General features: G+C 45.1%; 22 protein-coding genes and 4 tRNA genes. 11 read left to right on the plus strand and 15 right to left on the minus strand.

Going from position 1 to position 26,946, the window contains the following annotated elements:
- Window positions 1-513: 513 nt before the first annotated feature.
- On the plus strand, window positions 514-2,709 hold the full coding sequence (locus tag AAJP47_RS05150; protein ID WP_346716832.1) for a molybdopterin oxidoreductase family protein: 2,196 nt from the start codon (window positions 514-516) through the stop codon (window positions 2,707-2,709).
- A gap of 93 nt (window positions 2,710-2,802) precedes the next feature.
- On the opposite strand, the gene AAJP47_RS05155 is transcribed toward AAJP47_RS05150, so the two are convergent.
- Both AAJP47_RS05155 and ygfZ read right to left on the minus strand, forming a co-directional pair.
- Window positions 2,803-4,122: a D-amino acid dehydrogenase gene (locus tag AAJP47_RS05155; protein WP_346716833.1), complete on the minus strand. Its 1,320-nt coding sequence runs from the start codon at window positions 4,120-4,122 to the stop codon at window positions 2,803-2,805.
- A 56-nt stretch (window positions 4,123-4,178) separates the two neighbouring features.
- Window positions 4,179-4,961, minus strand: a complete 783-nt coding sequence (gene ygfZ / locus AAJP47_RS05160; RefSeq protein WP_346716834.1) for a CAF17-like 4Fe-4S cluster assembly/insertion protein YgfZ — start codon at window positions 4,959-4,961, stop codon at window positions 4,179-4,181.
- A 361-nt stretch (window positions 4,962-5,322) separates the two neighbouring features.
- Between ygfZ and AAJP47_RS05165 the strand changes: the two genes are divergently transcribed.
- Window positions 5,323-5,676 carry a zinc ribbon domain-containing protein YjdM gene (locus AAJP47_RS05165; protein ID WP_346716835.1) on the plus strand — a complete coding sequence of 118 codons (354 nt, stop codon included), beginning with the start codon at window positions 5,323-5,325 and terminating at the stop codon, window positions 5,674-5,676.
- A gap of 281 nt (window positions 5,677-5,957) precedes the next feature.
- Window positions 5,958-7,259, plus strand: a complete 1,302-nt coding sequence (gene hemL / locus AAJP47_RS05170) for a glutamate-1-semialdehyde 2,1-aminomutase (RefSeq protein ID WP_346716836.1) — start codon at window positions 5,958-5,960, stop codon at window positions 7,257-7,259.
- 89 nt (window positions 7,260-7,348) lie between these two features.
- Here the strand turns inward: hemL and AAJP47_RS05175 are convergent, their stop codons facing one another.
- On the minus strand, window positions 7,349-7,783 hold the full coding sequence (locus tag AAJP47_RS05175; RefSeq protein ID WP_346716837.1) for an Mpo1-like protein: 435 nt from the start codon (window positions 7,781-7,783) through the stop codon (window positions 7,349-7,351).
- A gap of 433 nt (window positions 7,784-8,216) precedes the next feature.
- Here AAJP47_RS05175 and ppx point away from each other — a divergent pair, with 433 nt between their 5' ends.
- The 3 genes from ppx (at window position 8,217) to tilS (ending at window position 12,705) form a co-directional block, all read left to right on the plus strand.
- A complete protein-coding gene (gene ppx, locus AAJP47_RS05180; RefSeq protein WP_346716838.1) occupies window positions 8,217-9,743 on the plus strand; it encodes an exopolyphosphatase in 1,527 nt (508 codons plus the stop codon).
- 242 nt (window positions 9,744-9,985) lie between these two features.
- Window positions 9,986-10,789 carry an acetyl-CoA carboxylase carboxyltransferase subunit alpha gene (locus tag AAJP47_RS05185; RefSeq protein WP_346716839.1) on the plus strand — a complete coding sequence of 268 codons (804 nt, stop codon included), beginning with the start codon at window positions 9,986-9,988 and terminating at the stop codon, window positions 10,787-10,789.
- A gap of 293 nt (window positions 10,790-11,082) precedes the next feature.
- A complete protein-coding gene (tilS, locus tag AAJP47_RS05190) occupies window positions 11,083-12,705 on the plus strand; it encodes a tRNA lysidine(34) synthetase TilS (protein ID WP_346716840.1) in 1,623 nt (540 codons plus the stop codon).
- A gap of 158 nt (window positions 12,706-12,863) precedes the next feature.
- Here tilS and AAJP47_RS05195 read toward each other — a convergent pair whose 3' ends face one another.
- Window positions 12,864-13,376, minus strand: a complete 513-nt coding sequence (locus AAJP47_RS05195; RefSeq protein WP_346716841.1) for a GNAT family N-acetyltransferase — start codon at window positions 13,374-13,376, stop codon at window positions 12,864-12,866.
- A 217-nt stretch (window positions 13,377-13,593) separates the two neighbouring features.
- Between AAJP47_RS05195 and proC the strand changes: the two genes are divergently transcribed.
- Both proC and AAJP47_RS05205 read left to right on the plus strand, forming a co-directional pair.
- Window positions 13,594-14,427 carry a pyrroline-5-carboxylate reductase gene (proC, locus tag AAJP47_RS05200; protein ID WP_346716842.1) on the plus strand — a complete coding sequence of 278 codons (834 nt, stop codon included), beginning with the start codon at window positions 13,594-13,596 and terminating at the stop codon, window positions 14,425-14,427.
- A gap of 148 nt (window positions 14,428-14,575) precedes the next feature.
- Entirely contained in the window at window positions 14,576-15,136 is a 561-nt protein-coding gene (locus AAJP47_RS05205; protein WP_346716843.1) for a YggT family protein, read from the plus strand.
- A gap of 302 nt (window positions 15,137-15,438) precedes the next feature.
- Here AAJP47_RS05205 and AAJP47_RS05210 read toward each other — a convergent pair whose 3' ends face one another.
- Window positions 15,439-16,233, minus strand: a complete 795-nt coding sequence (locus tag AAJP47_RS05210) for a hydroxymethylpyrimidine/phosphomethylpyrimidine kinase (RefSeq protein WP_346716844.1) — start codon at window positions 16,231-16,233, stop codon at window positions 15,439-15,441.
- 404 nt (window positions 16,234-16,637) lie between these two features.
- Between AAJP47_RS05210 and AAJP47_RS05215 the strand changes: the two genes are divergently transcribed.
- The 3 genes from AAJP47_RS05215 to AAJP47_RS05225 all read left to right on the plus strand — a co-directional run bounded on the left by AAJP47_RS05215 (window position 16,638) and on the right by AAJP47_RS05225 (window position 17,847).
- A tRNA-Ser gene (locus AAJP47_RS05215) sits at window positions 16,638-16,727 on the plus strand.
- A 184-nt stretch (window positions 16,728-16,911) separates the two neighbouring features.
- Window positions 16,912-16,988 (plus strand) — tRNA-Arg (locus AAJP47_RS05220).
- Window positions 16,989-17,184: 196 nt separating this feature from the next.
- A complete protein-coding gene (locus tag AAJP47_RS05225) occupies window positions 17,185-17,847 on the plus strand; it encodes an RDD family protein (RefSeq protein ID WP_346716845.1) in 663 nt (220 codons plus the stop codon).
- A gap of 69 nt (window positions 17,848-17,916) precedes the next feature.
- Here AAJP47_RS05225 and AAJP47_RS05230 read toward each other — a convergent pair whose 3' ends face one another.
- The 10 genes from AAJP47_RS05230 to AAJP47_RS05275 form a co-directional block, all read right to left on the minus strand.
- Complete coding sequence (locus AAJP47_RS05230) at window positions 17,917-18,897, minus strand: calcium/sodium antiporter (RefSeq protein ID WP_346716846.1); 981 nt, start codon at window positions 18,895-18,897, stop codon at window positions 17,917-17,919.
- Window positions 18,898-19,079: 182 nt separating this feature from the next.
- Entirely contained in the window at window positions 19,080-19,460 is a 381-nt protein-coding gene (gene panD, locus AAJP47_RS05235; RefSeq protein WP_346716847.1) for an aspartate 1-decarboxylase, read from the minus strand.
- 95 nt (window positions 19,461-19,555) lie between these two features.
- The gene (gene pth, locus AAJP47_RS05240) at window positions 19,556-20,137 is read right to left on the minus strand and encodes an aminoacyl-tRNA hydrolase (RefSeq protein WP_346716848.1); all 582 of its coding nucleotides are present in this window, start codon (window positions 20,135-20,137) and stop codon (window positions 19,556-19,558) included.
- 174 nt (window positions 20,138-20,311) lie between these two features.
- A complete protein-coding gene (locus AAJP47_RS05245) occupies window positions 20,312-20,998 on the minus strand; it encodes a 50S ribosomal protein L25/general stress protein Ctc (RefSeq protein ID WP_346716849.1) in 687 nt (228 codons plus the stop codon).
- Window positions 20,999-21,448: 450 nt separating this feature from the next.
- Entirely contained in the window at window positions 21,449-22,396 is a 948-nt protein-coding gene (locus AAJP47_RS05250) for a ribose-phosphate pyrophosphokinase (RefSeq protein WP_346716850.1), read from the minus strand.
- A gap of 110 nt (window positions 22,397-22,506) precedes the next feature.
- Window positions 22,507-22,582, minus strand: a tRNA-Gln gene (locus AAJP47_RS05255).
- 243 nt (window positions 22,583-22,825) lie between these two features.
- Window positions 22,826-22,901, minus strand: a tRNA-Gln gene (locus AAJP47_RS05260).
- A gap of 180 nt (window positions 22,902-23,081) precedes the next feature.
- Complete coding sequence (gene ispE, locus AAJP47_RS05265; RefSeq protein WP_346716851.1) at window positions 23,082-24,038, minus strand: 4-(cytidine 5'-diphospho)-2-C-methyl-D-erythritol kinase; 957 nt, start codon at window positions 24,036-24,038, stop codon at window positions 23,082-23,084.
- A gap of 61 nt (window positions 24,039-24,099) precedes the next feature.
- Window positions 24,100-24,726 carry a lipoprotein insertase outer membrane protein LolB gene (lolB, locus tag AAJP47_RS05270; protein ID WP_497198687.1) on the minus strand — a complete coding sequence of 209 codons (627 nt, stop codon included), beginning with the start codon at window positions 24,724-24,726 and terminating at the stop codon, window positions 24,100-24,102.
- A 159-nt stretch (window positions 24,727-24,885) separates the two neighbouring features.
- Window positions 24,886-26,826: a tetratricopeptide repeat protein gene (locus tag AAJP47_RS05275; RefSeq protein WP_497198688.1), complete on the minus strand. Its 1,941-nt coding sequence runs from the start codon at window positions 26,824-26,826 to the stop codon at window positions 24,886-24,888.
- Between the last annotated feature and the right edge of the window lie 120 nt (window positions 26,827-26,946).

The raw sequence follows: 26,946 nt of genomic DNA on the forward strand, positions 1-26,946 counted from the left end.
ATAACCATCGATTGAATTGAGGATATGCTCTAATATAAATTTTTCTGGCTTGCTGTGCCTATACCGACAGAGGCTGAAAAAAATTCATATCCGTCCCGCTATATCGTTTTTATACCGAACTCACTATATTCACATGCACCAAAAACAATAATCCGCTCAGAAAGACGTCAGTCAGTAGAAAGGACGGTTACATAAATGACGATAGAGTCGCGTTCTATACTTCGGCGCATCATCTTTAGCAAAAATTTTCTGATAGACTCAGCTATAGCGTTATGGTTGAAATCATGTCTTATCGTTTCATAAATGGATATTGGGATGTTGCCAAACACGCTATGTAAGCGTCTTGATGTCCTGTTTGCCAGTTTTTTAAGGAAGCTGTCAAATATAAGGGAGCTATAAAGATAACAAGAAGCGGTCAGCCATTTGTGCCACTACAGCGAATAGAATCGTAAAACGGAATTTATACTGTGGCAATCGTAGCGATTGTCAAAAACAGTCACAGGGAGTGCCATCATGAGCAGTGAACAAATTGAGACCAAGGATGAGGTTAAGGAACAAACCCATTTTCGAACTTGTAACTTATGTGAAGCGATGTGCGGTATCGTCATCAAACATGAGAACGGCAAAGTCTTATCGATTAAAGGGGATAAAGACGACCCGTTTTCGCAAGGTTACATTTGCCCAAAAGCCACCGCTTTACAAGATTTGCACGAGGATCCTGATCGTCTGCGCCAGCCTATCGAAAGAACAGCCAATGGTTGGAAAGCAATCAGCTGGCCTGAAGCATTAGATAAAGTGGCTGCTGGTATCGAAGCGGTACAGCAAAAACACGGACAAAATGCCGTTGGTGTCTATCTTGGCAATCCAAATGTTCATAACATGGGTGGCATGCTCACCATCAGACATCTATTAAACAGTATAAAAACGCGCAGTCGCTTTTCTGCCACCTCAATCGATCAATTACCACACCACATCGTCAGTCTGCATTTATTCGGCCACATGCTGCGTATTCCTGTGCCGGATGTCAATCGTACCCAGTATATGCTCATTATTGGAGGCAACCCACTGGCGTCCAATGGCAGTATCATGACCGCACCAAACATGCGCCAAAAGCTAAAAGACATCAAAGCACGCGATGGTAAAGTGGTGGTGATTGATCCAAGGCGGACAGAAACCGCCGACATTGCAAGCGAGCATCATTTTATTCGTCCGGCGACCGACGTATTGCTATTACTGGCTATGCTCAATGAGATTTATGCGCAAGGCTATGCCAAGGTGGACAGCCGCGCGGCAGCTTTGGCACCAGAGATTGAGCGTATGGCTGCGTTTTCTGAAGAATACACGCCTGAATCGGTTGCCAATATTACAGGTATTACCGCTGTCGAAATCAAACGCATTGTTAAAGAGTTCTGCGAAGCTGAAAGCTCGGTCTGTTATGGTCGCATGGGTATATCGGTGCAGGAATTTGGCTTGCTCAGTCAGTATCTGTCGATGGTCATCAATATCGTGACAGGGCGCTTGGATGAAGAAGGCGGGCTTATGTTCCCCAATCCTGCCGTCGATGTGGTGAACACCTCAGGTCCCGGTTACTTGGGAAAACGCCACAGCCGCGTGAGTCATCTTCCTGATTTTAATGGTGAGTATCCAGTCGTTGCCATGGCAGAAGAGATGTTGGTAGAAGGCGAGGGTCAGTTAAAAGCATTTGTCAGTGTGGCTGGTAATCCGGTGCTGAGTACGCCCAATGGCGAAAAGTTGGATGAAGCCTTGTCGCAATTGGAGTTTATGGTGTCGCTCGATTACTTCGTGACAGAGACCAGCCGCCATGCCAATATTATTTTGCCGCCTGTATCGCCACTCGAGCGCGATCATTACGACATTACGTTTAACGGCTTTGCTGTACACAACGTCGCCAAGTACTCGCCTGCCTTATTTAGCAAAAATGATAACGAAAAGCACGATTGGGAGATCTATCTAGGTCTGGCTGATCGTCTTGACAAGGATGCGCCAGAAGCCATCCAAAAAGAACGCTCACTCATCCATTCCTTTGGTCCCACTGTGTTATTGGAGCAAGGTCTTAAATATGGGCCTTATCGAGAAGTAACCTTGGCTGCATTGAAAGATAACCCGCATGGTATAGATTTAGGGCCATTACATCGTATGTTGCCAGAGGCTATTAAGCATGCAGATAAACAAATCCATCTTAACGTTGGTTTTTATCAAGCGGACTTGGATCGCGTACGCGAGATGATGCAAAACTATGATGACCAGCAGATCTTATTAATAGGGCGTCGTCATGTACGCAGTAACAATTCATGGTTGCACAACAGCCATCGGTTGGTCAAAGGCAAACCGCGCTGTACGTTGATGCTGCATCCAGATACGGCGCAAGCCTACGGTATTGAGGATGGTCAAGACGTAAAAGTCACATCACGCGTGGGTAGCGTCGTTGTGGCAGCAGAAGTGACAGATGAGCTGATGCCAGGCGTGGTGAGTATCCCGCATGGCTGGGGTCACGGCCGCAGTGGCGTCAAACAAAAGATTGCACAAGCGCATGCAGGCGTGAGTGTCAATGATCTGACGGACGATACGCTCATCGATACCTTAAGTGGCAACGCTGCAGTTAATGGCGTCCCTGTAACGCTAGAGGCAATCACGTCAGAAACAGCGGGTTTGGACGCATCTGAAACACAAGCCAGCAGCGCTGCATAACATAGGTTAAATCTGCCGAGTTTTATACTTTTCTATTTCATAAAAAAGGTGCTTAACAACAGTGCCTTTTTTTATGTTTATCTTTTTTTAGGTTTATATTCCCACAAAATCAAAATCGACTGGTGGCGTCTCGCCCTGTATCAATAAGCTAATGGCTTTCGCTGAACCGCAAGCATGTGTCCAGCCAAGCGTGCCGTGACCCGTATTGAGCCACAAGTTATCAAAAGTGGCACTTGCATTGTGACTGCCGTGCCGGACTTGACCCAGATGAGCGCGTCCGATTAAAGGGACATTAGACGGGGTCATGGGACGCAGTCCAGTCCAATACTGTACGGAGCTTGCCACAATGCCTTTGGGAAACAATTGCTGGACACGCTGGGTAATGGCTTCGCAGCGAACGCGATTTAAATCCATATTGTAGCCATTAAATTCCGCCGTCCCAGCCACTCGTAGTTTATCGCCTAGGCGTGAGGTGACCAGTTTAAATTCATCATCGATGAGACTGATAAAAGGGGCATGGTGCGGGGCGCGAGGATTGACTTGATAGGTGGCTGAATAGCCTTTTGCCGGAAAAATAGGCAGATGCACATCAAGCGGCTTCATCAGCGCCACACTGTAACTGCCAAGCGCCAATACGTGGCTATCAGCGCTAAAGGTTTGCGCGTTTTCACCCTTGGGTCGAATGGTGATACTGTGTACATGCGGACGACTGGCTTGCGTGTCCGTATTGATGGTCAAAATCTCGGTATTATATAAAAACCGTACGCCCGATTCGATGCAGCGTTCCGCCAAACGCTGGGTGAACAGGTTGGCGTTACCTGATTCGTCACGGCTGGTATAAGTCGCGCCCGTCAGTTTATGGGCAATGGGATAAAGGGCGGGCTCTAAGCTGACCGCGTTGTTGATATCAATCACATGACGCTCGCAGCCAAGCTCTTGCATACGCTGCGTGGGGGCAATTGCTGCCTCAAATTCCGCCTGATTGGTATAAAAATGCATGATACCGCGCGTTTGCTGCTCATAATTGATACCGATATCGGCACGCAATTGCTGCAACGTATCGCGCGAATATAACCCCAAGCGTACCATCTGTACCAGATTGGCATCGGCTCTGTCAGCACGGCACTCTTGCAAAAACTGCATGGCCCATTTGAGCTGCGCCTTATCCGCCCGCAAACGATACAGCAGCGGCGCGTCCTCTTTAAACAGCCACTTAATCGCCTTCATTGGAGCGGCGGGATTGGCCCAAGGGGTGGCATGTGAGACCGATATTTGACCACCGTTGGCAAAGGAGGTCTGCATACCAGCGGCTGACTCACGCTCGATCACGGTCACATCATAACCCGCTTGACGTAGATACCAGGCGGTGGTGACGCCCACCACGCCTGCTCCGAGTACCGCAATATGTGTCATAGACCGCTCTGCTGCGTGTTAGTAAAATACATAAGAAAGTTGCTTATCATCGGGCTTTATTTTGCGCGAGCGACGTCGGCTTGCAAGGCTGGTGGTAGATCCAATACCGTCAGCTCACTTTCGGCAAGATGTTCTGGACGAGCCACCACGAGTGCCTCAAAGCCATCAGCCGTCGCTACCGTATTGACCACTTGGGCTTTATCGAGTTTCTCCCCTGCTGTCGGCGTTGTAGCTGAGTCTTTTACATCTGCGTTTTTTACATCCGAGCCTTTTACATAGTGCAAAAACGCTTTGGGTGCTGACTTAAAGTAGATACGGGCAATGACTTCTTGACCCAGATAGCAGCCTTTATCATAGTCCATACCGCCGCGCTGATGCAGACGTAGTTCTTGTGGCTGAAATTCGCCTTGGGTCGCCGCGACGATCCAGTAATTACCAGTGGCGATACTGCATTGCATCCAAGCCTTGGTGTCGTCGGGCGTATTATGATCCGCTTTATGACTGAAAGTCGGCTCATCTGCTAGCACGCAAGGATAAATGGTGATCGATTCACTGGTATCAAATTTGGAGAAGGCGCCAAACTTTTTTAAATGCGCTTGTAAGGCATCCGCACAATCGGCGCTAATGACCACGTCATATTGTTTTTCGGCTTGTTTTTTAATCCAAATACCAAATTCAATCCGACCTTTTAAGTTGCAGATAGCAGCGGCTTGATAGCTGAGTCCGAGCTTGGTGACATCGCACGTTAACTGACCTTGGAGGAATTTTTCGGCGTCTTCACCTTGGATGGTTAATTGGGCGAACTGCGGCAGTGCTGGTGTATTCGAAGCAGGTGTCATTATTATTATCCTTATAACGGAGATGACTTATCAAAAACATACAATGCGACTGATATAAGTTTTTGCGTGCTGCTAATGCAGAGGTGGCAAAAATTCATTCCAATCGCACGCGATTATTAACGTATCGATTTTATTTCAAACGGTCGATGCGTCTTCAATTCCATGATAAAAACCAGTGAAAATAGCTCTGAGTGCCGCTAAGAAGCGTACCACAAAACCCCCAGTCTTAAAAAATGTCATCGCTATGACATAACTTGGGGAGGTCCGCCAGTTTTCAACCTTACACATTGGTTAAAGATGGCGAGTTACGGTACAATGTTGGCTGTATAACTAACTTAACTATGATGCTGCCGAGGTTATGATGAGCTTACCCAATTGCCCAAAATGTGATGCTGAATATACGTATGAAGACGGTGCGTTACTGGTATGTCCTATGTGCGCTCATGAGTGGACGGCGGCTGAAACGGATGCGGCGCAAGCTGAAGACCAAGATGCTGTCATTCGTGACGCGGTGGGCAACGAGTTACAAGACGGTGACGCGGTAACGGTGATAAAAGATTTAAAAGTCAAAGGCTCCTCAATCGTCATCAAAGTCGGCACCAAAGCAAAAAGCATTCGTTTGTTGCCAGACGCGTCTGATGGTCACGATATCGATTGTAAGCTTGATGGCTATGGCCCAATGAAACTCAAATCCTCTGTGGTCAAAAAAGCCTAATGAAGATGACCCTCACTGATAGAAAAAAGCAAACGTAAACCATTCAGTTGCAATGGTATTGAAGCCCAAGATTTTATCACCAGTAAATAAGACGTATCGATATAGTTAATCCATTTTAAAAATAAGTACAGCGCTACTGAGATAAATATTGCTTAGCTTTTGTCTGCGACAGTACAGCTAACAAGAAAAATGTGTTTAAGTAGCGCGTGGTAATGGGTATGTCTTTTTTTATTTAGGGCTAACTATATAAAATAACAAAGACCCACAATCAGAGAATAACTATGAGCACAAAAAACGAACAGCTCTTTGCGCAAGCTCGCAAACACATTCCAGGCGGCGTTAACTCACCAGTCCGCGCTTTTGCTGGCGTTGGCGGTACACCTATCTTTATGCACCGTGCCAATGGCAGCAAAATCTATGACACTGAAGACAATGCGTACATCGATTATGTCGGCTCTTGGGGGCCCATGATTTTGGGTCATGCCCATCCAAAGGTGATTGATGCCGTTAAAAAGGCGGCTGACGATGGTTTGAGCTTTGGGACGCCAACGCCGTTTGAAACGACCGTTGCTGATAAGATTTGCGAGATCGTGCCTAGCGTTGAGATGGTACGTATGACCAGCTCCGGTACAGAGGCGACCATGAGCGCGATTCGTCTGGCACGTGGCTATACTCAGCGTGATAAAATTGTCAAATTCGAAGGTTGTTATCACGGGCATTCAGACAGTTTGTTGGTAAAAGCAGGCTCAGGCATGCTCGATATCGGTGAGCCGACGTCAAAAGGTGTGCCCGCCGATTTTGCCAAGCACACCATCACCATTCCTTATAATGATCCACAAGCGATCAAAGATTGTTTTGCCAAATGGGGCGAAGAGATTGCTTGTGTGATTTTGGAGCCTATCGCGGGCAACATGAACATGGTTATTCCAACGCAAGAGTTTCACGATACCTTGCGCGCAGAATGCACCGCCAATGACGCAGTGCTTATCTTTGATGAGGTTATGACAGGTTTTCGGGTTGGATTGGGCGGCGCACAAGCCCATTTCGGTATCACACCGGATTTGACGTGCTTTGGTAAAATCATTGGCGCAGGTCTACCAGTCGGGGCATTTGGTGGTAAAAAAGAAGTCATGTCGTGCATTGCACCCCTTGGCGGCGTTTACCAAGCGGGTACGTTATCCGGCAATCCACTGGCAATGCGTGCTGGTATCGCCATGTTTGAAGACTTAACCGTTGATGGTTTTTATGATGAGCTTTCTGCAAAAGTAGACAAACTGATCGAGGGTTTTCAAGCCGCTGCTGACAAGCATGGCATCAACCTTCGCACCAATAGATTGGGCGGTATGTTTGGGATGTTCTTTGTTAAAGACGCTAACACCGATGCGCCAAAGAACTTTGATGAAGTCACCGAGTGTGACATGGATGTGTTTAATACGTTCTTCCACGGTATGCTCGATCGCGGTATTTATCTGGCACCCTCTGCTTATGAAGCAGGTTTTATGTCTATCAAACACAGCGAACAAGACATTGATGCGTCGATTAAAGCCGCCGATGAGATTTTTGCAGAAATGGCAAATAAGTAATCATTTAACGTTGTGACTGTGAAAAAAAGCCAGCACCAGTCAATCTATTACGGTGCTGGCTTTTTGGTGTCTGGAATAAAGGTAAGGACTTAATGGGTTTTTCTGGCTTTGTCGTATTTGCGGTCTTTTAAACTTAGATTGCCGCGTAGCACATCGCCATACATACGAAAATCGCTGGCAAAGCTTTTGATAGGCGATTTAAAAGAGGCAGGCTTATTTTTTTCAAAGAAAAAATGACCGATCCAAGCGCAAGCATAGCCAGCAGCAATACCTTTGAGCAAAGGGGCAGGCGAGCGGTTTTTGATCGATTTTGCCAGTCCCAATAAGCCAAAACTACTGCCAGCGAAGTGTAAGCGGCGACAAGCCATGTTTTGATGCTCATCCAAATAAAAATCATAAAATTTTTGTTCGGTTGCGGGATTGGTTTTGGTGACGTCTCTAATAGGGTTGGGGTTCGCGGTAGAATGAGTATCTGCTGTCTCATTCGCCGTTTTGGTCGGGTTCTGTGTGTCGGTGGCGTTCATATCTAGCGTCCTTGCTGATTGCTTGTCATGTTAAAAGCAGAAAAAGTTTGTGTGCATCTTTTATTTATGTACCTCTTTTAATAGTTATAATAACGATTTTTATGAGTGCGTTATAGGGTTAAAAACCAGTAAGTCACTGTTATTTATTATAAAATAGAAGGCTTTTAATGTAGCAAAGCAATATGCTGAATACAAGTACCTGATATTGAGCACACGTTTGTGATTTTATTAATGGTGTGTTTAGGTTGCGGCTAGGCGCTTGAGTCACTTGCCAGTTTTTGGCATTAATGCTTTAATGGTGACCACTGCACAGGCTTGCACAGATATTTTGGTGTGTGTCTGTTTTTTGCATTTCTGTGGTTTTTCTACCTATCCATTGCCGAATTTTTACTCCTATCTTTCCTATTTATCTGACATGGTAACGACCTCTCTTATGCCTACTGACCACCTGAAAAATCCAACACTCACCGATGATGAGTTGATGGCAGCCATTGATATCGGTTCGAACAGTTTTCATTTAGCCATTGCCCGTCTTGATCATGGCGAGGTAAGAAAAGTCGTCTCTATGTCCGAAAAGGTTCAGCTTGCCGCGGGCTTGGATGAAAACAATATTTTGAGTGCAGCGGCTGAGAAGCGTGGTCTTGAATGCTTGAGCCGTTTTATTGCTCGCTTGGATTCAGTGCCGCCTGAACGCTTGCGTGTGGTGGCGACGAACGCATTACGACAAGCCAAAAATGCCAATGACTTCATCGCGCAAGCCAATAAGATTTTGCCAAAGCCTATTGAGATTATTGCTGGACGCGAAGAGGCTCGACTGATTTATTTAGGTGTCTCTCACACCAATGCCAGTAGCGACAAGCGCTTGGTTATTGATATTGGCGGCGGTTCGACTGAATTCATTATTGGTCAAGAGTTCGATCCATTATTGACGGAAAGTTTGCAAATGGGCTGTGTCGCCTTTACCCAAAAGTATTTTGCTGATGGTCTGATCACCAAAGAGGCTTTCAACAGTGCTATTTCAGGGGCGCGCAAAGAGGTGCTGGCGATCAATGGTCGTTATCAAAAAACGGGCTGGAGTAGTGTGGTCGGCTCTAGTGGTACGATTAAGGCGGTGCGCAATGTGCTCGTCTCAAAAGGCTGGGCCGATGAGCAAGAATGTATCACTTATAAAGGCGTCAAAAACCTTGAAAAACTACTGATCAAAACTGGCAATGTAAACGATATTAATCTAGAAGGCGTTAAAGAGCATCGTAAAGCGATATTTCCAGCGGGCGTGGCCGTGCTACGGGCGGTGATGCAAGTATTGGGTATTGATACCATCAGTTATTCAGACGGCGCATTACGCGAAGGCGTCATGTATGACATGCTTGGCCGTTTTGCCAGCGAAGATGTGCGAGATCGCAGTGTATTGGCCTTAATTAAGCGTTATTCGGGTGATAAAAAACAAGCCAAACAAGTGGTCAAGACCAGTCGCAATTTGTTCGAGCAAGTAAAGTCCAGACTGCTACTTAGTAATGAAGATGGCGATTTGCTCAGACGGGCAGCGTTTTTGCACGAGATAGGGCTGGCAATCAGTCATAGCAGCTATCATAAGCACAGCGCTTATTTGCTTGAATACTCAGATATTCCAGGATTCTCGCAAGTCGATCAAAAACGTATGGCGCAGCTGATGCTCAATCATCGTCGCAAGCTCAAGCCGGATATGTTAGAGCAGACGTGTAGTATTGGCGGCGATCAGCTCGTGCATTTATGCTTGCTGCTACGTCTTTCTGTACTGGCGCACCACAGCCGTAGCGATCAAGAGTTGCCAGCATTAAAACTAGAAATCTTGGGTGACAGTCATTGGCAAATCACCGTGGCCGACAGTAGTGAGCATTATGCTTTCTTACTGCCCGATCTTCATACTGAAGTCGATCAGTTCGCCAAATGGGGCGTAACGCTAAACGTGATCAGCGCTTAAAAATCAGGCGGTGATAAATGCGTTTAAAAGCTGCGTAACAAAAGCGGCTTTGTCGATAATGTCATGGCATATAAGATGTGCTACTATAGCTTCTATTGAGTTTACAACTGTACTTTTATTTATGAAAGTCAACATCATCTGAAAACCGAATCATTTGAAAATCGATGTTATTTAAAAAACGATGTTATTTAAAAAATGATAACCATGACATTATTGAGTATAACTATTAAAGGGAAGCGTCTATGAGCACTGTCTGGGATAGTGTGCAGCTTGCACGACATGCCAAGCGTCCGTTATTTATGGACTATGTTAATCAGCTATTTACCGAATTTGATGAGTTGCACGGTGACCGTGCTTATGCCGATGATAAAGCCATTCTTGGCGGGCTGGCGCGCTTTAACGGCAAGCCTGTGATGGTCATCGGTCAGCATCGTGGTCGTAGTACGCGTGAGCGTATTGCTCATAATTTTGGAATGGCGAATCCTGAAGGCTACCGCAAAGTCATTCGTTTGGTCAAAATGGCCGAGCGCTTTGATATTCCGGTGATGACCTTTGTGGACACTCAAGGTGCCTATCCTGGTATTGGGGCCGAAGAGCGCGGCCAAGCACAGGCCATCGCAGAAAGCATCGCGGTGTTTTCAAGTCTGAAAGTGCCTGTCATCGTCACCATTATTGGAGAAGGTGGCTCAGGCGGCGCGCTGGCGATCGGGGTCGGTGACAAAGTAAATATGCTACAAAACAGTATTTATTCGGTCATCTCGCCTGAAGGCTGTGCCTCTATTTTGTGGAAGACCGCTGAAAAAGCGCAAGATGCCAGTGAAGCGTTAAAACTCAATGCAATCAATCTATATCAGATGGGATTGATTGATGCTGTCATCGAAGAAGGCGAAGGCGCTCATATCCAGCCGCAGCCAGTTATGAATGCATTAAAAGCGCTAATCGCTGAGCAACTGGATGAGATTAAAGATTTGGATGCACAATCGCGTTGCGAGCTACGCTACGAGAAGCTAAAGTCTTTTAATTCAGAAGTGATGTTGCCTTGCTAATAAGTTAATGTAAAGTTTCCGAGTTCAAGCTTTTCTTATTAGAAACTGAGTCTTAATGCTAAAATAAAAACGTGTCATCTGATGGCGCGTTTTTTTATGTCTATTCATTCGTATATGTTTATTTCTACATAGAGCTCTACATAAAGAAGCCACATCTATTATTACGTGCTACTGACCTGAATTTTTCTTGCTAGCTGTGCCTTCGCAGACAGAGGCGACGCAAAATTTATGTCAGTAGCACTGTATTTATTTTATCGTAAAATAACAAAAGCATTAAATACATAAGGCTGATTATGACCAGCAGTGCCATCCTTACGCACCCTATTAGACCAACTGCCGATTTGCCGACTGATGAAACATTGGCAGACGCATTATTGAGTAGTCTATCTGCCTATGGCAAGCAGTTACACGGTCGCCGTGTTTGGCTGGCTTGTAGTGGGGGTCGTGATTCGTTGGCGCTCGCGGCGATGTGTGTACAGCTCTATCATCAAGGCCGTTTGCCGTTTTTGCCGCAGCTTTTGCATGTCGATCACGGCTTACAAGTGGACAGTCACCATTGGGCCACGCATATCGCGCTGTGGGCGCAGAGGCAGCAAATACCCTGTCATATTCTGCACGCGCAAGTGGACGGTCATGACGAGCAGGCCGCCCGTCAAGCGCGCTATGGCGTGATGCGCAAACATATGAACCAAGATGATGTATTGCTATTGGCGCATCACGCTGATGACCAAGCGGAAACGGTATTAATGCGGCTGATGCAAGGCGCGGGTGTCAATGGTTTATCGGGTATGCAGCCTTGGCGAGTACAAAAGCAGGCCGCGCATCGTGTCGTATTGTGGCGGCCTTGGCTCACCATTCAGCGTGCTAACATTAGCGCCTATGCCAAGCAGTTAAAGCTGCCGTACATCGATGATCCGACCAATGAGGCAGGCGACAATGTGCGCAGTGGACTGCGACGTGACATTATGCCTGCATTAGCAAAATTTAATCCAAATGTGGTCAGTAATATGGCTCGTAGTGCGCAGCTCTTAAGCGATGCAGAAGCAACGGTACGAGCCCAAGCCGCACAAGACATGCAGCAAGTGGCTGTTCAATGCTTACAATTGCCACCGGCACAGCGAGTACTCAATATTGACGCGTTAGTCGCTCTACCTGAGTATCGGCAACGCCAGCTATTGCATCATTGGCTGGTACAAGATGAGCCGCTGCCACCTGCTAAGCAGCTGATAGACGATGTATTACGCCTCAGTCAACGCAGCGATCATGACCATCAGACGGCGTTATTTTGGCAGGGTCGTCAGCGAGCTTATACCATTTGCCGCTACCGCCAGCAGCTTTATCGTTTGAGCGCGGCATGGCTGGCATGGTTCAAAGCACCACTAATTGACCAAACACAGCTGTTACTTGCTCCTACCGCGCTTGCTTCTACAATAAATGTTACTAAAGCGAATGATAATAAAGCGAATGATAATAAAGCGAATGATGCGGAGGTTGTGCCAATGCCCTTACGTATGAGTAAGGACTTTATTTGGCAATTACATATTAAACCGCAAATGTTGGCGTCGCTTTTGACGATAGACAAAGACGAACCACGCCAAACCTTTTTAAAGGTAACACCATTAGACCGTAAACAGCGCCTCAAAACGTCACTGTCTACTCGTCCACAAGCTGGCAAGAAATTATTTCAGACTTTAGGCATTCCATTTTGGTTACGCGGAAGTTTGGTTGTGGTGAGTATAGATTCAGGGGATGCTGCAAATAGCGAAAACGCTGAAAATGAGTCAGTAAGTACACCGATACTATTGCTATCGCCATTTAATCATTGGATAGTGGAAAGTCATCTATCACCAAATATAAAAAGACTCGATAGTGATAGAGATGATGCTTTGAAAAGTAGCGTACAAACAGTTGAGTAGATCAATCAGTATTATAGTCAGTCCTAAATAAAAAAGGATCACCTATTATCACGCGTCACTGAAACAAATTTTTCTTGCTTGCTGTGCCTTCGCAGACAGAGGCGGCGCAAAATTTATCTCAGTAGCGCTTTATTTATTTTATAGTGGTTCAACTATGTTTACTCTACTAGAGTATTGGTATTTTTTATCATTTTAATATCTATTATTTTGGTATCTTCGTATTGTTCTTCACGACTTTCCCCGCTGTACTCAAAGCCGTTTTTTCTATAAAAGCGAATAGCTAAACTATTATTACGTAAGACCCATAAGTAAAAACTGGCATTCGTATTGAATTTTGATAGTGTCTCTAACGACCTTTTTATAAGGTTTGTGCCCACACCTTGGCCTTGATAATCAGACAAAACATATAGAGTAGTGATTTCATAAAAATTGTTATGAGAATAATAGCCTATGAAACCTATTATTTTGTTGCCTTCATCATGTGCGACCCAAACATCGACAGTAGACTGAGGCAGTATCTGCTCCCACAGAGCAATTTTTTTGGTGAGCTGGTTTTCTTTATTTATATAAGACGCTGGCAAGAGGTCTCGATAAGCGTCTTGCCAACTGTAAAAGTGAACGTTTGCAATATCTGAGGCGTCTTTTTGTGTGGCTTTACGAATAAAAAACATACTTCTTCCAACGCTCTAGTTATGCAAAGATTGTTTTAATTTAACAGGTAAGTTAATTAAAAGTCGATATTTATTTACTCGTTAACGAAACTGATAGCGGCGCTGGATGTGATCAATTTATCAAACGGTAACAGTAGCAGTATGATAAACTGAGTGTCATTTTATCTGGCATTATGTTAGTTTGATGGCCTTTGAATTTTTTGAGTAGGAGACAAGTATGTCCGTATTAGATAACAAAAAAATCAGCTTTATCGGTGGCGGCAACATGGCGCAAGCTTTAATTAGCGGGCTTGTGAGCTGTGGCACTGAGCCAAGTTTAATCACTGTGGCTGATCCTAGTAGTGATATACGTGAACAACTCGCTGCCAAAGGACTAAATACCGTCGATCCAACCGCTGATGCCACCGCCGCTGTGGTTGATGCGGACATCATCGTGCTGGCAGTAAAGCCGCAAGTAATGAAAGCGGTCATTGGCGCTTTTGCTGATGCGTTAAACACTCAGTTGGTGATTTCGGTCGCAGCAGGCCTATCAACGCAGATGCTATCGGATATGTTGAATGGTTATAGCAACATCGTGCGTGCGATGCCTAATACACCTGCTATGATTCAGATGGGCGCAACTGGTCTGTATGGTACGGATGATATCTCTACGGAACAAAAGCAGTTGGCAACCGCTGTGATGGAAGCGTCAGGACTGGTGATGTGGGTTGAAAATGAAGCGCACATGCATGCAGTGACCGCTGTGTCCGGTTCGGCGCCTGCTTATATGTTTTACTTTATTGAATCGATGGTCGATAAAGGCATCGCTTTAGGATTAGATACAGAGCAGGCATCGGCACTGGCACTACAAACGATGATAGGCGCCGCAAAAATGGCATTGAATAGTGATGAGGCCCCTGCTGAGCTGCGCCGTAAAGTCACGTCACCCAATGGCACGACCCAAGCGGCGATTGAATCAATGCAAGCGAATGACATCGGTCGCCAAATCGGTGAAGCCATGCAAGCGTGCTATGATCGTAGTGGAGCCTTGAGCAAAGAGATGAGCCAGTAACTGCACGATTCTTATAATTTATAATGTTGTCATGTGCGTCATTTTTATTAATGAGGCACTTGAGTTGCCATACTAAGCCTCTGATAATGACATTTGTCATTCTAGAACCTGTTAATAATGTCACATTGAGTAGCACTTCATGAACAACATGTTATTTCAAATCTTTGATTTGGTCACCACCTTCGCCATGATGTTGGTGTTCATCCGCTTTATGCTACAGTTTGCAGGCATGGACGCCCGAAATCCGATGGTTGCTCCTGCTTATAAAGCGACTCATATTGTCGATGTTTTTGGCCGTATTTTCCCAACCGTTGGCCAAGGTCGCATCAGTATTGCCGCCATTGTATTGATGTTTTTGATTCGCCTGATTGATATCTCAGGTAAAGCGGCGCTTATGCATAAAGGCATTGCTCCTGTCCCCTTGTTTTTTACGGGTACAACCAGTCTCATCTTAGACTTTTTGCGTCTGTGTCGTTATTTGGTGATAGGGTCTATTATCGTCAGCTGGATTGTGGTGTTTACTCAATCTCAGCATCCCATTATCGGTATCATCATGCAACTGGCTGAGCCTATTTTGGCACCGTTTCGTCGTATCACGCCAAACTTAGGCATGCTTGATTTGTCACCAATGGTTGCTTTTCTTGCTTTTTACTTACTTGAGATATTCATTGGTGGTCTGACTGCCAACTTTATGCCGATGCTGGGTTAGGTAAAAGAAAAGCCATCGCTCATAAAAACCTATCAAACGATAAACATAAAAAAAGCGCTCTATTCATATAAAGCGCTTTTTTTTATGTTTATCGTTTCAGTCAATCACCCTTATCGCTGATTCACTTTAAAAAATACAGCGATGCTGGTAAGAATTTTTCGATGCCTTTTGAATGCAGAGCGCACAGCAAGCGAGTAAAATTCATATCAGCAGAGCACCATGTTCATTGTATCTCTTTCATATTGAACGAATGATAGTATGGCTTGTTTGCAATCGTTTTTATGGATAGAACCATACAGAGATTAAACGCGGACAAAGCGATTGGGAATCAATTGGGCGCTAGCGTCGTCAGGGTGGGGTACGTCTGCTGCCTGCAAGGTTTGGGTAATCCAGCTATCGGCTGCTTTAATAGCATCGATCAGCGCGTCTCCCATCGCCAATCGTCCCGCGATAAAGCTTGCCAGTGAGCAGCCTGAACCATGGAACTCTCCTGTGAGACGCGGCAACGTGCTCTGATGCACCATCTTGCCTTCTGTATACAAGTATTGGTTGATATCACCGCTATCAAAATCATGCGATGTTTTAACCAATACCGCATCAGCCCCTTGAGTACATAACGTCTGCGCCCCGATGTGCAAATCTTGCTCGCCGCTCAGCGCGCGAAGCTCATGGGTGTTTGGGGTAAGCAGGGTCGCATACGGCAAAAGCTTTCGAAAAGCGGTCACCAAGGTTTGCTCGTCACCCAAACTGCCGCCACTATTGGCCACCAATACAGGGTCTAAGACAAAAGGCGTTCCCTCAGTAATAACGCCCTCAGCAAACAAGCGGGTCAACATCGCAATGTTATCCGTGGTGCCAAGCATACCGGATTTGATAACCGCTACGGGCAAATCGTCGAGCACAGTCGTCGCTTGTGCTTCTACCAAATCTGCTGCACATGCCTCAAAGCCGAGCACTTGCTGCGAGCTTTGGATGGTAATTGCCGTACAAGCAACAGTCGCGTACGCCCCTGCTTGGCCGATGGCTTCAATGTCCGCCTGTAGTCCAGCACCCCCTGATGGGTCCAATCCTGAGAAACACAGTACCACTGGTCGCATAACACATCCCTTTACGGTTCAAAATTAGTAACGAATACTATAGCTAGCCCTCACTAAAAAAGCCATAGCCGCTCAGACCACGTGCTTAAATAATTGAGCGCCCAATGACTCTGACTTTATCATTGATTCATTTTAAAAAGAGTGCGGGGCTAATAGAGGTAAATTTTGCAAAGCTTTTTTTGAAGGAGCTGAATGGAGCATAGGTCTGATTTTTATCAGTATTTTGATTTTTTATAAGCGTAAAAAAGGGAACGAATAAATAATTATCATAAAACCTTTATTAAAACCGTAGACAAGGCTTGCAATTCGTTTCGGCTTTGTTATAATACTCGCCCACGACATAAGACGTATTGTTAGCATCAATACTATGTTTATAGATTTTTTATAAATGTCTTAACTCGTTAGGTGAAGTGGGTGAGTGGCTGAAACCAGTTCCCTGCTAAGGAACCATACGTGTAAGCGTATCGAGGGTTCGAATCCCTCCTTCACCGCCATTTATTCAGTTGTTATTAGAGTAGTAGCGCCGTATATTGTCGTTAAATATTCTTTAACTTTAAAAGCAAAAAATATTTTGTTTTAGTTAAAAAAAGTATTGACACAAGCGATATTATCTATATAATGACCAACCTAATTTGCTGCAAATGTTTTTAACAACGCAGTGGATAAGATGCAAAATACGCGCTTGTAGCTCAGTTGGATAGAGCACTTGGCTACGAACTAAGGGGTCGGGAGTTCGAATCTCTCCAAGCGCACCATTTGCATATTAGCTTTTTAAGCTAAAATATTAAATTAATCGCCTGTCTTATGACAATTTGGCGATTTTTTTATGTCTGTCGTTTTTGTTTTATGACGTGCTCAGATGGTTGGATGACAGCATAGGATAAGGTACGATAAGACCGCGAATTACGGTACAATAGAGCCACTATTCACTGCTTGCTACGAGCTTGTACCATGTCAAAGAGTTTATCCAAACGCCCCTCAAAAGCGACCAATAAGTCAACGCCTAAGCGTACACCTCCTGCGCAGCAACTACCTGACGAAGAACCGACGATAGCAAAGCCCATGACACGTGTCGTGGCGATTATTTATGATGGCATGTTGATTTTGGCGTTGCTGTTTTTGGTAGGGGCCGTGCTTACCGTGGTGGGCACGCTGCTGACTATGGAGACCGGCTCGCAATCCTCACAAGCACAGTCGCTACCAACTTGGTACCAAAACGCCATTATGACGCCTTCTTTTGTACTGACGCTGGTGGGCTTTTATGGCATTTTTTGGCGCCGCGGTGGGCAGACGTTAGGAATGCAAACCTGGCGATTAAAAACGGTAAATAATTCAGGTCATCTGCTCACGTGGGGACAGTCTTTTAAACGGATTTTGGCGGCTTGTTTGATGCCATTACTGTTTGGCATTATTGGTAGTCTGGTCGGTGGGTCGCGTGCGTTACTCTTGACCAGTGCTTTTTTGGGTTTGATATTTAATTATATGTTTTGCTTGTTTAATCGTCGCGGACTTGCAGTACAGGACATGCTATCCAACACCATTACCCTAAAAATGCCAAAAGTGGCGCATGAAGGGTTATGGAGCGGCTTTAAAAATCGTAAGAAAAACCTGTAATAACTTGAATGCACAGGCGATCTAAATTTACCGCCTTGCATTCAGCCATTGCTATCCAAAAATGATTATTTACATATTGACGGTTTGGATCAACCAGCCGGTATAACCCACAAAAAAGAGTACCAGCGTGCTACCAGAAAGACGGCCGAATTGACGTTTGGTCATAAAAGCAAAAAGGCACAAAGCCACAAGCAATAACGTGATTAACCCCATGGTTAGTACGTCACGCGACAAAATAATGGGGTTAACCGTGATTGGCGCGATTAGAGCGGCAAGACCGACGACGCCCAAGGTATTGAAGATATTAGAGCCGATAATATTACCAAGCGCCATATCGTGCTCGCCTTTGCGTGCCGCTGACAAGCTTGATACCAGCTCAGGCAGTGACGTGCCGACAGCGACAATCGTAAGGCCAATGATAAGCTCACTCAGTCCCCAAAACGTAGCCAGCTCTACGGCACCCCAAACAATGGCACGCGAGCTTGCGATCAACATCAGCATACCGATAAACAGGCCAGCAAGGCCTTTTGCGACACTTTGTTCGGGATGATCTGTGTCATGCCCTTCTGCTACCATATCTTCTTCATGCTCGTGATAGCCTTCACGTAAACTGAGTACGATTTGCATGCCCAATACCGCGACGAGTAATACCAATAGGATAATGCCATCGACTAAGCTTAGTGCGCCATCACGTAGCTGCCATGCAGCGATGGCTGTAATCATGACCAGCAGGGGCAGGTCGCGCTTTACGATGGCCTTACGAATGATAATAGGGCTAATCAGCACCGTTGCGCCTAATACTAAGGCAATATTGATAATATTAGAGCCATAAGCATTGCCTAGCGCCAGCTCAGGGCTGCCTTCTATCGCTGCCAGTACCGACACCACCATCTCAGGCGCTGATGTCCCTATACCTAGTATCAACACACCGATCAAAAAGCTAGGCACACGAAACTTTTTTGCCAGTGTGGTCGCCCCGTCAATAAAAACATCGGCACTCCAAACCAAAATTGCCAATCCAATCAGTATTGCAATCGCCGCCAGCCACATGTGTCTTGTTCCTTATCTGTTGTCAAACATTGGTCATAAAAGTTATGAGTCAGCCATATCTAATGGCATAAAAAAAGCTGAATCTAAGCGTAGATCCAGCTTTTACAATAGTATAAAGGGTTTTTTAAAATAATGATAATAATGTCAACGGTTTAGTTGATTATGCTCGCAGATTTTTTCGTTTAAGCCACTTGCACCGGAATGATATTTGCCGTGTCTTTGACCGTATTGTCTTCATTACAATAGACCAGTTTTGGCTGATACGTCGATGCTTCGACTTCATCGAAATGGGCATAAGCACAGATAATGACGATATCACCTAAGTCTGCCATATGAGCGGCGGCACCATTCAGTGAGATAATCCCAGAACCTGCTTCAGCGCGGATAACGTAAGTGCGAAAGCGCTTGCCATTGGTGACGTTGTAGATATCGATGGACTCATTTTCGCGTAGTCCCGCCAAATCTAATAAATCACCGTCGATACCGCACGAACCTTCATAGTGCAGTTCGGCGTGAGTGACGCGAGCACGGTGCAATTTGCATTTAAGCATATTAAGTAGCATAGGTTACTTCCTTAGCGTAGCTGATATTAATTAAATCAAAAGGTTAATAGGGATTAACTTACTAAAATAAAAAACGACTGCCTTTACATAAGGGCTTATTCAGGCAATTTAAAACCGTTAATTTGCGAGCGTGCTTTTTCAATATCACCGTCCAATAGCAAGGGTAACGCCTCAAAAGATGCCGTTAAAGCACTATCAATGGCAATCTGCTCATCGGGCGCCGCCTTCGAGAGAACATGCCCGCTCACTTTTGACTTGTGACCGGGATGTCCGATACCAATACGCAGACGATGAAAATCATTGCCAATATGAGGCGTGATATCACGCAGTCCATTGTGGCCACCATGTCCGCCATTGGTTTTGAGCTTGATACTGCCAGCAGGAATATCCAGCTCATCATGAGCGATCAGTAGCTCATTGTTATCGATCCCATAAAAATTGACCATAGGTATGACTGACTGACCAGACTTATTCATAAAGGTAAGCGGCATCAATAAACGCACATCAGACCCATAAATTTGCCCACGTCCAGTCACCCCGTGAAACTTTTTGTCAGGGGCGAGGGTAATGTTAAATTGCTGAGCCAAATGATGGACAAACCAAAATCCGGCATTATGACGCGTAAACATATACTGCTGACCAGGATTACCAAGACCGACAATAAGCTTTATGGCCATAAAAACACCCTGCTTGAATGTGATAAATAAGGATAAAGTCAAAACAATAATTGATAATGTGTTTTCAAACTTTACTTACAAAAACAGCAGGAGAATTGAATCACCTGCTGTTTTTTGACTGAATAATTCAATGACCATACATACTACTATATAAGTAGCGAGATGGCAGTGTGATTATTCTTCGTCTTTGTTTTCTTCAGCTTTATCAGCTTGCTCAGTCGCTGGTACTTCATCAGCATCAACGTCGTCAGCTTCTTCTTCGTCAACTTCTTCAACCGTTGGTGGCTGCATGTTAACGATAGTGCGGTCATGGCCGTCTTCTAGCTCAAGCTCATGAATCACAACACCTTCAGGCAATTTGATGTCTGACAGACGGAACAAGTCACCGATTTCCATACCAGATACATCTACTTCTAGATATTCTGGTAATTGTGATGGCAAGCAAATAACTTCGATATCAGATACTAGGGTAGATAGTACACCAGCAGCTGCTGTACCTGGCGCTTCTTCACGACCAACAAAATGCACAGGAACATTCATGTGGATTTTTTGACCTTTTACAACGCGCTGGAAATCAGCATGCATTGGGAAGCCTTTTGCCGGATGACGCTGCAAGTCTTTGATAACAGCTTGATGCTCTTCACCATCAACAGTGATCGTCAAGATGTGCGAGAAAAACGCTTCGAATTCAAGGGCTTTTACCAATTCGTTTAGCTTGATAGAAATCGCTGTTGGTTCTTCGTTACCACCATAGATGATAGCAGGAACTAGATTCTGCTTACGTAGGCGGCGGCTCGCACCTTTACCTTGTAGTTCAGCAGAACGATCAACGGCGTTTAGTTCAAAATGATTAATGCTCATGGATATAATCCTATAAAAAGAATGATGAAGTGTCTGGTCATAAAAAAGTGGATTTGCGACCAATCCACTAATACGTGATGATAGCTAAGATTTGGCGTTATTGATAAAAATCACGATGTCAAAACTTAGCCATTTGCTCGTCATAACGATGGGTATGATAGTCATTGACCGATGTTAGGAGTGAGCTTGATCAGCACTTTTGATAGTGCTGACGGATAAAATCAAGAAACGGTCAGCACAGGCGCGCATTATACGTGGTTTTCTAATAATAATAAAGACCTACGCAAAATGACTATTCAAACTGAAGGCAAACTAAGCAGACGAACTAGGAAGCAAAAAAGCGCCAAGTGAAGACACTTGGCGCTCTATTTTTATTACTAAGCATTTATCAGTACTGTCATTGCTATCAAAAATTATGGCAATAATGGTGGAAAACTAGACAGCGAACCTCTAGGCATCAAACATGGCACTAATAGATTCTTCGTTATTGATACGGCGTAAGCTTTCAGCCAGCATCGGTGCAATGCTCACTTGGCGAATTTTGCTACAAGCTTGAGCGGCCGGCGACAATGGAATCGTATCGGTAACAACGACTTCGTCTAGTGCTGATTCGCTGATGTTTTTTAGTGCATTACCCGATAGGACAGGGTGCGTGATGTAAGCTAGAACGCGGCGCGCGCCATGTTCTTTCAGAGCTTCAGCCGCTTTACATAGCGTGCCTGCGGTATCAACCATATCATCAACAATCACACAATCACGGTCACGAACATCACCGATGATGTGCATCACTTGTGATTCATTAGCACGGGCACGGCGCTTATCGATGATTGCCAAATCAGTATCACCCAATTGCTTGGCCATTGCACGAGCACGAACCACGCCGCCAACGTCAGGTGAAACCACCATGATGTTGTCATAATCTTGTTTTTGTAGGTCGTTTAGCAATACTGGCGTGCCGTAGATGTTGTCTACAGGAATATCAAAGAAGCCCTGAATCTGATCTGAATGCAAATCAACGGTCATGACGCGATCGATACTGACGATGTTAAGCATATCAGCGACGACTTTGGCAGAAATAGGCACACGAGCTGAACGCGGGCGACGATCTTGGCGGGCATAGCCAAAATAGGGCATGACGGCTGTGATACGACCAGCACTAGAACGACGCAAAGCATCGGCCATCATCATGATTTCCATCAAATTGTCGTTGGTTGGTGCGCAAGTAGGCTGCATGATAAACACGTCTTTACCGCGTACGTGTTCTTTGATTTCCACGGCAATTTCGCCATCAGAAAAACGCGTGATGTCAGCTTTACCAAGAGGTATGTGAAGATGATCGGCTACGGTTTTTGCTAATTCTGGGTGGGCATTGCCCGTAAAAATCGCCAAATAAGGCATGACAGAAGTCCTATTGATTGACTCAAGCAGCGACCGCTAAGCAGTGTCAAACTGCTCAAATTAAGAAAAGAGTGGTGAAAAGGGTTGAAGACTACTATTACAGTAAAAAATGGCAGGGGTAGCTGGACTCGAACCAACGGATGTCAGGATCAAAACCTGATGCCTTACCAACTTGGCTATACCCCTGTAATGTCTAGGCTATGAACGCCGATACTAATAGTGACTTTTAATAATCGTCACACTTAGAATGGGGTCATGACCTGTCAGTTATCTAAAAAACGAATAAACCGTTTAAAACATAACTTTTCCCTAGCGGTGTCCATTGCGAACTATACCGAAACTGGGATAACGTTGTCAATGACAATAAGATAAGAGGCTGTTTATAAGCCGCTTATAATATATCCATATCAAACGCTTCGTACTAAAAAATGGCAGGGGTAGCTGGACTCGAACCAACGGATGTCAGGATCAAAACCTGATGCCTTACCAACTTGGCTATACCCCTATTGTGGCGACCTATTATAAGTAAATTTTCAGATTTTGCAAGTCATTTGCGCTTTTTTCTGGGATTTATTCATATTCAGTGGATGAAGACATAATTTTGGTAGCTACGGGCATCGCGTAGATAATTTCTAAAATATATGCCTCTTTCTATGGCTTAAATACTGCTCTACAAAATACTGTTCTAAAAACTTCCCACAACATACCCTGCACAAGGCGCGTCTTTAACCCACTTTGCCAACCGCTTTTTATCAGTTGTGACACTCGCATCTAATGGCAAAAATACCGCGCTACCTGAACCCGTCATTCGTGCTGTACCGAGTGCTTGCTGCTCTAACCCTTGCAAGTAATTCAAAGCGTCTGCAACAGCAGGAGCAAGGCTCGTTACCACGGATGTAAAGACATTTTGATAAGGGGCGGTGAGATTTAGGGCGTAATGACTGGTTTGACTTTGAATGGTATCAATCGACAGAGGAGTGATATCTCGCTGTAGTTTGGGATGCGCAAATAACTTGGCCGTATTGATGTGCGCATTAGGCGTCAACACGAGATACTGCTGCTCGGGCAGATCAATGGCGGTCAGCTCTTCACCAATGCCCATCCCAATGGCATCTTGTCCAAAAATAAAAATAGGCACGTCCGCGCCCACCGTTGCACCGATTTTTACAAGCTCATCACGAGTAAAGTTAAGTTGCCAAATCTCATTTAATGCCAATAAAGTCGTTGCGGCATTGGACGAGCCGCCACCTAGTCCTGCGCCCATTGGCAAATGCTTATCTAAAGTAATAACTACTTGTGTCAACTGCTTAGGTAGAGTCTCTGACTGTATGGCAGATGTGAGCAATGCGCGTGCTGCTTTAAAGATTAAATTATCTTCTATATCAGCCGTTATCGTTTCTGCACCTGCCAACATCATTAGCTGATGACAGAGCTTACGAGCATCTGGTTCAGTATCAGCCGTCTGTATCACGGTATCATCAGTCACCGAAAAATGCAGATAATCGCCCCAATCGAGCAGACGAAAAACGGTTTGCAGATTATGATAGCCATCAGCTCGCTGACCAGTGATATGCAAAAATAGATTGATTTTTGCTGGGGATAAGCGGCTGATAGTAGCATCAGAGGTTAGGGAACTATTCATAAACAACGATCTTAATAAACACAAAAAGCCAATTCATTAATAATAGTTTAATGGTTAATGGTTAATGGTTAATGGTCATAACCACTTTATTGCCTTGCGCTTGTACAGCGCTGATTTTATTTGGCAATTTGTCTGAGCCTTTATAGGTAAAGCTGGCACGCCATTCGCCATTGACCGAGCTGACCAAACGGTTTTGGTCATCAAGTTGCGGTGCGCTGTCCGAAGGCGCTGGGCGACCAGAGATCCAGTACGGCAGCTGCGAGATAGGGGCTTGCCAACCAGTGGCTTTTTGCAATAGTGTCTCAGGATCATCAGCAGTTAAGGTTCCCGTCTTTTCACTGACCAAAGTGGCGGTTTGACCATTATATTCTATGTTGGTTTTACCGATACCAAGGGCACCAATCAATTCAATAGCAAAGCGATCATTCTCTTGTCCCCATGCATAAAACGCGCTACCACCTTGTGTGCCGGTAGTGTCATTGGCAGGAGTGGTAACGCCGATTTTACCCGTGATATTGAAGCTCTCAAGCTTTTGCGGTTGCGCGGTATCTTGACCTTGTAGCGCTGTGGGCTGATTGGTAGCGTTGCCCGTTTTTAATGACTGACAGCCAGAGGTAATAACCATCGCGGCTGTCAAGGCAGAGAATAAAGCTAACTTATTGGTTTTATAAAAGGCAGTTGCTGACATGATGTTTCCTCAAAAATGGACAAATTGACAAAGATATTAGCTTAATTCTTATTTGTTACTCGCTTATACGTGGTTGTTCGCTTCTTATAAGTGCCTTGTAATCATCGTGCTTAGTACTTAAGCCCATTCAACACGTTTTATCTCATACAACATCCGTCACTAATACAATTGTATGCTGTCATTGATATTGCGCTGACCAAATGAAAAGCGCTGCTGTAAATCTGTCAATAACGTCTCTACTTTTTCATTCTCACCCAAGCCTTGATAGGCGCGTAGCAATAGCGTGCCTGAGCGTAGGGTCGGCAATACATCGTAAGGCGTTTGTAGATAATCGATGACTTGCTGGTAGTTTTCATTAGCCAAGGCATTACTGGCTAGGACGTTGAGGGCTTGCAGATGCAGCTCATTATCGTAACGCGGGTCATCGTAACGAATCTGAATGATATTCGTGGCTAGTGCCAGCCCTTGCTCAGAGCTACGCTCATTAGCAAGCAAGAGCTGGGCATAACTTAGCTGATAAGATAAGTTGCTTGGATCAAGCGCTTGTAGATGATTGAGCAACGTGCGTTTGACAATATAATCTTTTTTGTCATCAAGCAGCTGCGCGCGAGCAAACAGTAACGCTTCATTGTCAGGGTATTTACGTGCCGCTCGGGTTAATAGACGTAAGGCTTCGTCGGGTTCATTTTGCTGCCATAAAATATCGGCTTGTAACACAAAGGTATCCGGCGCGAACACGCTAAAGTCTTTACGCAGTTGTTCTAAGGTCGCCATCGCGGCATCGACATCATTGTCCAACAGTTCAAAGGCAACAACTTTTCGACGTGCCTCCAATACCAAATCTTCTTGCATCACACTATTGAGATAGTATTTGGCTTGAGTAAAGTGCTGCTGACGCTCGGCACTGATGCCAAGATAGTAATAAGCGCGGTCGAGATAAGCGGGTGTTTTGGCAAGATCGTTTAAAAGCTGATCAGCACTGCCATACTTCTCATTATCCAAACTGACCAAGGCGGCGAGCAGGGTAATTTCGGCATCGTCACTAAAACGATTGTGCGCGTCGAGCAGCAATTGCCACGCGTCTTGACTTTGTTTTAAGTCAAGCAGGTAGCGAATCTCATATAGGTATAGGCTCTTGCTATCGGGATTGCGCATTCGTGCTTGGCTAAGATAATTAACCACCGTTTCAGAGGTGACGATTTTACGCAGTATGTCCGCTTTTAACGTGATAAAAGGCACATAATCGGGTTGATGTTCCAAAGCGCGATTGATATGGACAATGGCAATTTCAGGCTCATTGAACTGGTAAAGCAGGCCAGCTTTTAACACTGACAATGAGGCGTTTTGTTCACTATCAAGTGGCTGTAGGGCGGCGAGTAACTCGCGTTTGTCCTCGTCATTATTGGGGTAAATACCGATGAGAATTTCGCTCAAATCGGCACGCGGGTCATAACGCAAGATACGATTTAAGGTCTCACCTGCCAAAATATAATCGTGAGCGCGCAGCGCCAAATGCGCCACATAAAACCAAGCGGGCACATGGTCTGGGTTTTGGTCTTGCCATGACTTGGCAAACTGCAAGGAGTCCTCGACTCTCTCGTTACGCAAAGACAAATTCAACGCCCTTTCAAAAACGGCGGTTGCATCTTCTTTAAAGGATTGCTGTTTGTAGATAGTTAGGGCGCGTTGATCATCATCACGATCTGCGGCAAATTCCGCATCCAGCAGTGCGTACAAACTTGGCTCATTAAGTGCTGGTTGCCAAAGACTGGATGGCGCTAGACCATCGACATTTTCAACGTTTTCGACGAGTTGAGTCTCTGCATAAGTAGGGGTATCAAGCGCGGCACTGCTATTTATCACAGGGTCTTTTTTGAGAGGAATGGATATCTCAAGGACATTCGGCTCTGACGCCGCATCAATGTGGCTGGCATGAGCTGGCGTCATAAGGCACAAACAAACGGCCAACGACAGGGTTAGCTTATAACGTTGGCACAGCCGTTCGATAACGACATTCAATAAAGCACGGATGCTAGATTGGTCGTTGTGCACGAAGTGTGTTCGAAACTGTGGTTGGAGTAATGACCCAAAAAACATCATAGATAGCCGTATTCGCCCATTGCTTATCTATTGTGATAAAGCAATTGTATTTTAATCATGCCCGCTCAATCTTGACAACAGGATCTTTAACAAGCTTTTATGACAAGCATTATACGAGTA

It is taken from the genome of Psychrobacter halotolerans (assembly GCF_039680845.1).
Taxonomy (GTDB): Bacteria; Pseudomonadota; Gammaproteobacteria; order Pseudomonadales; family Moraxellaceae; genus Psychrobacter.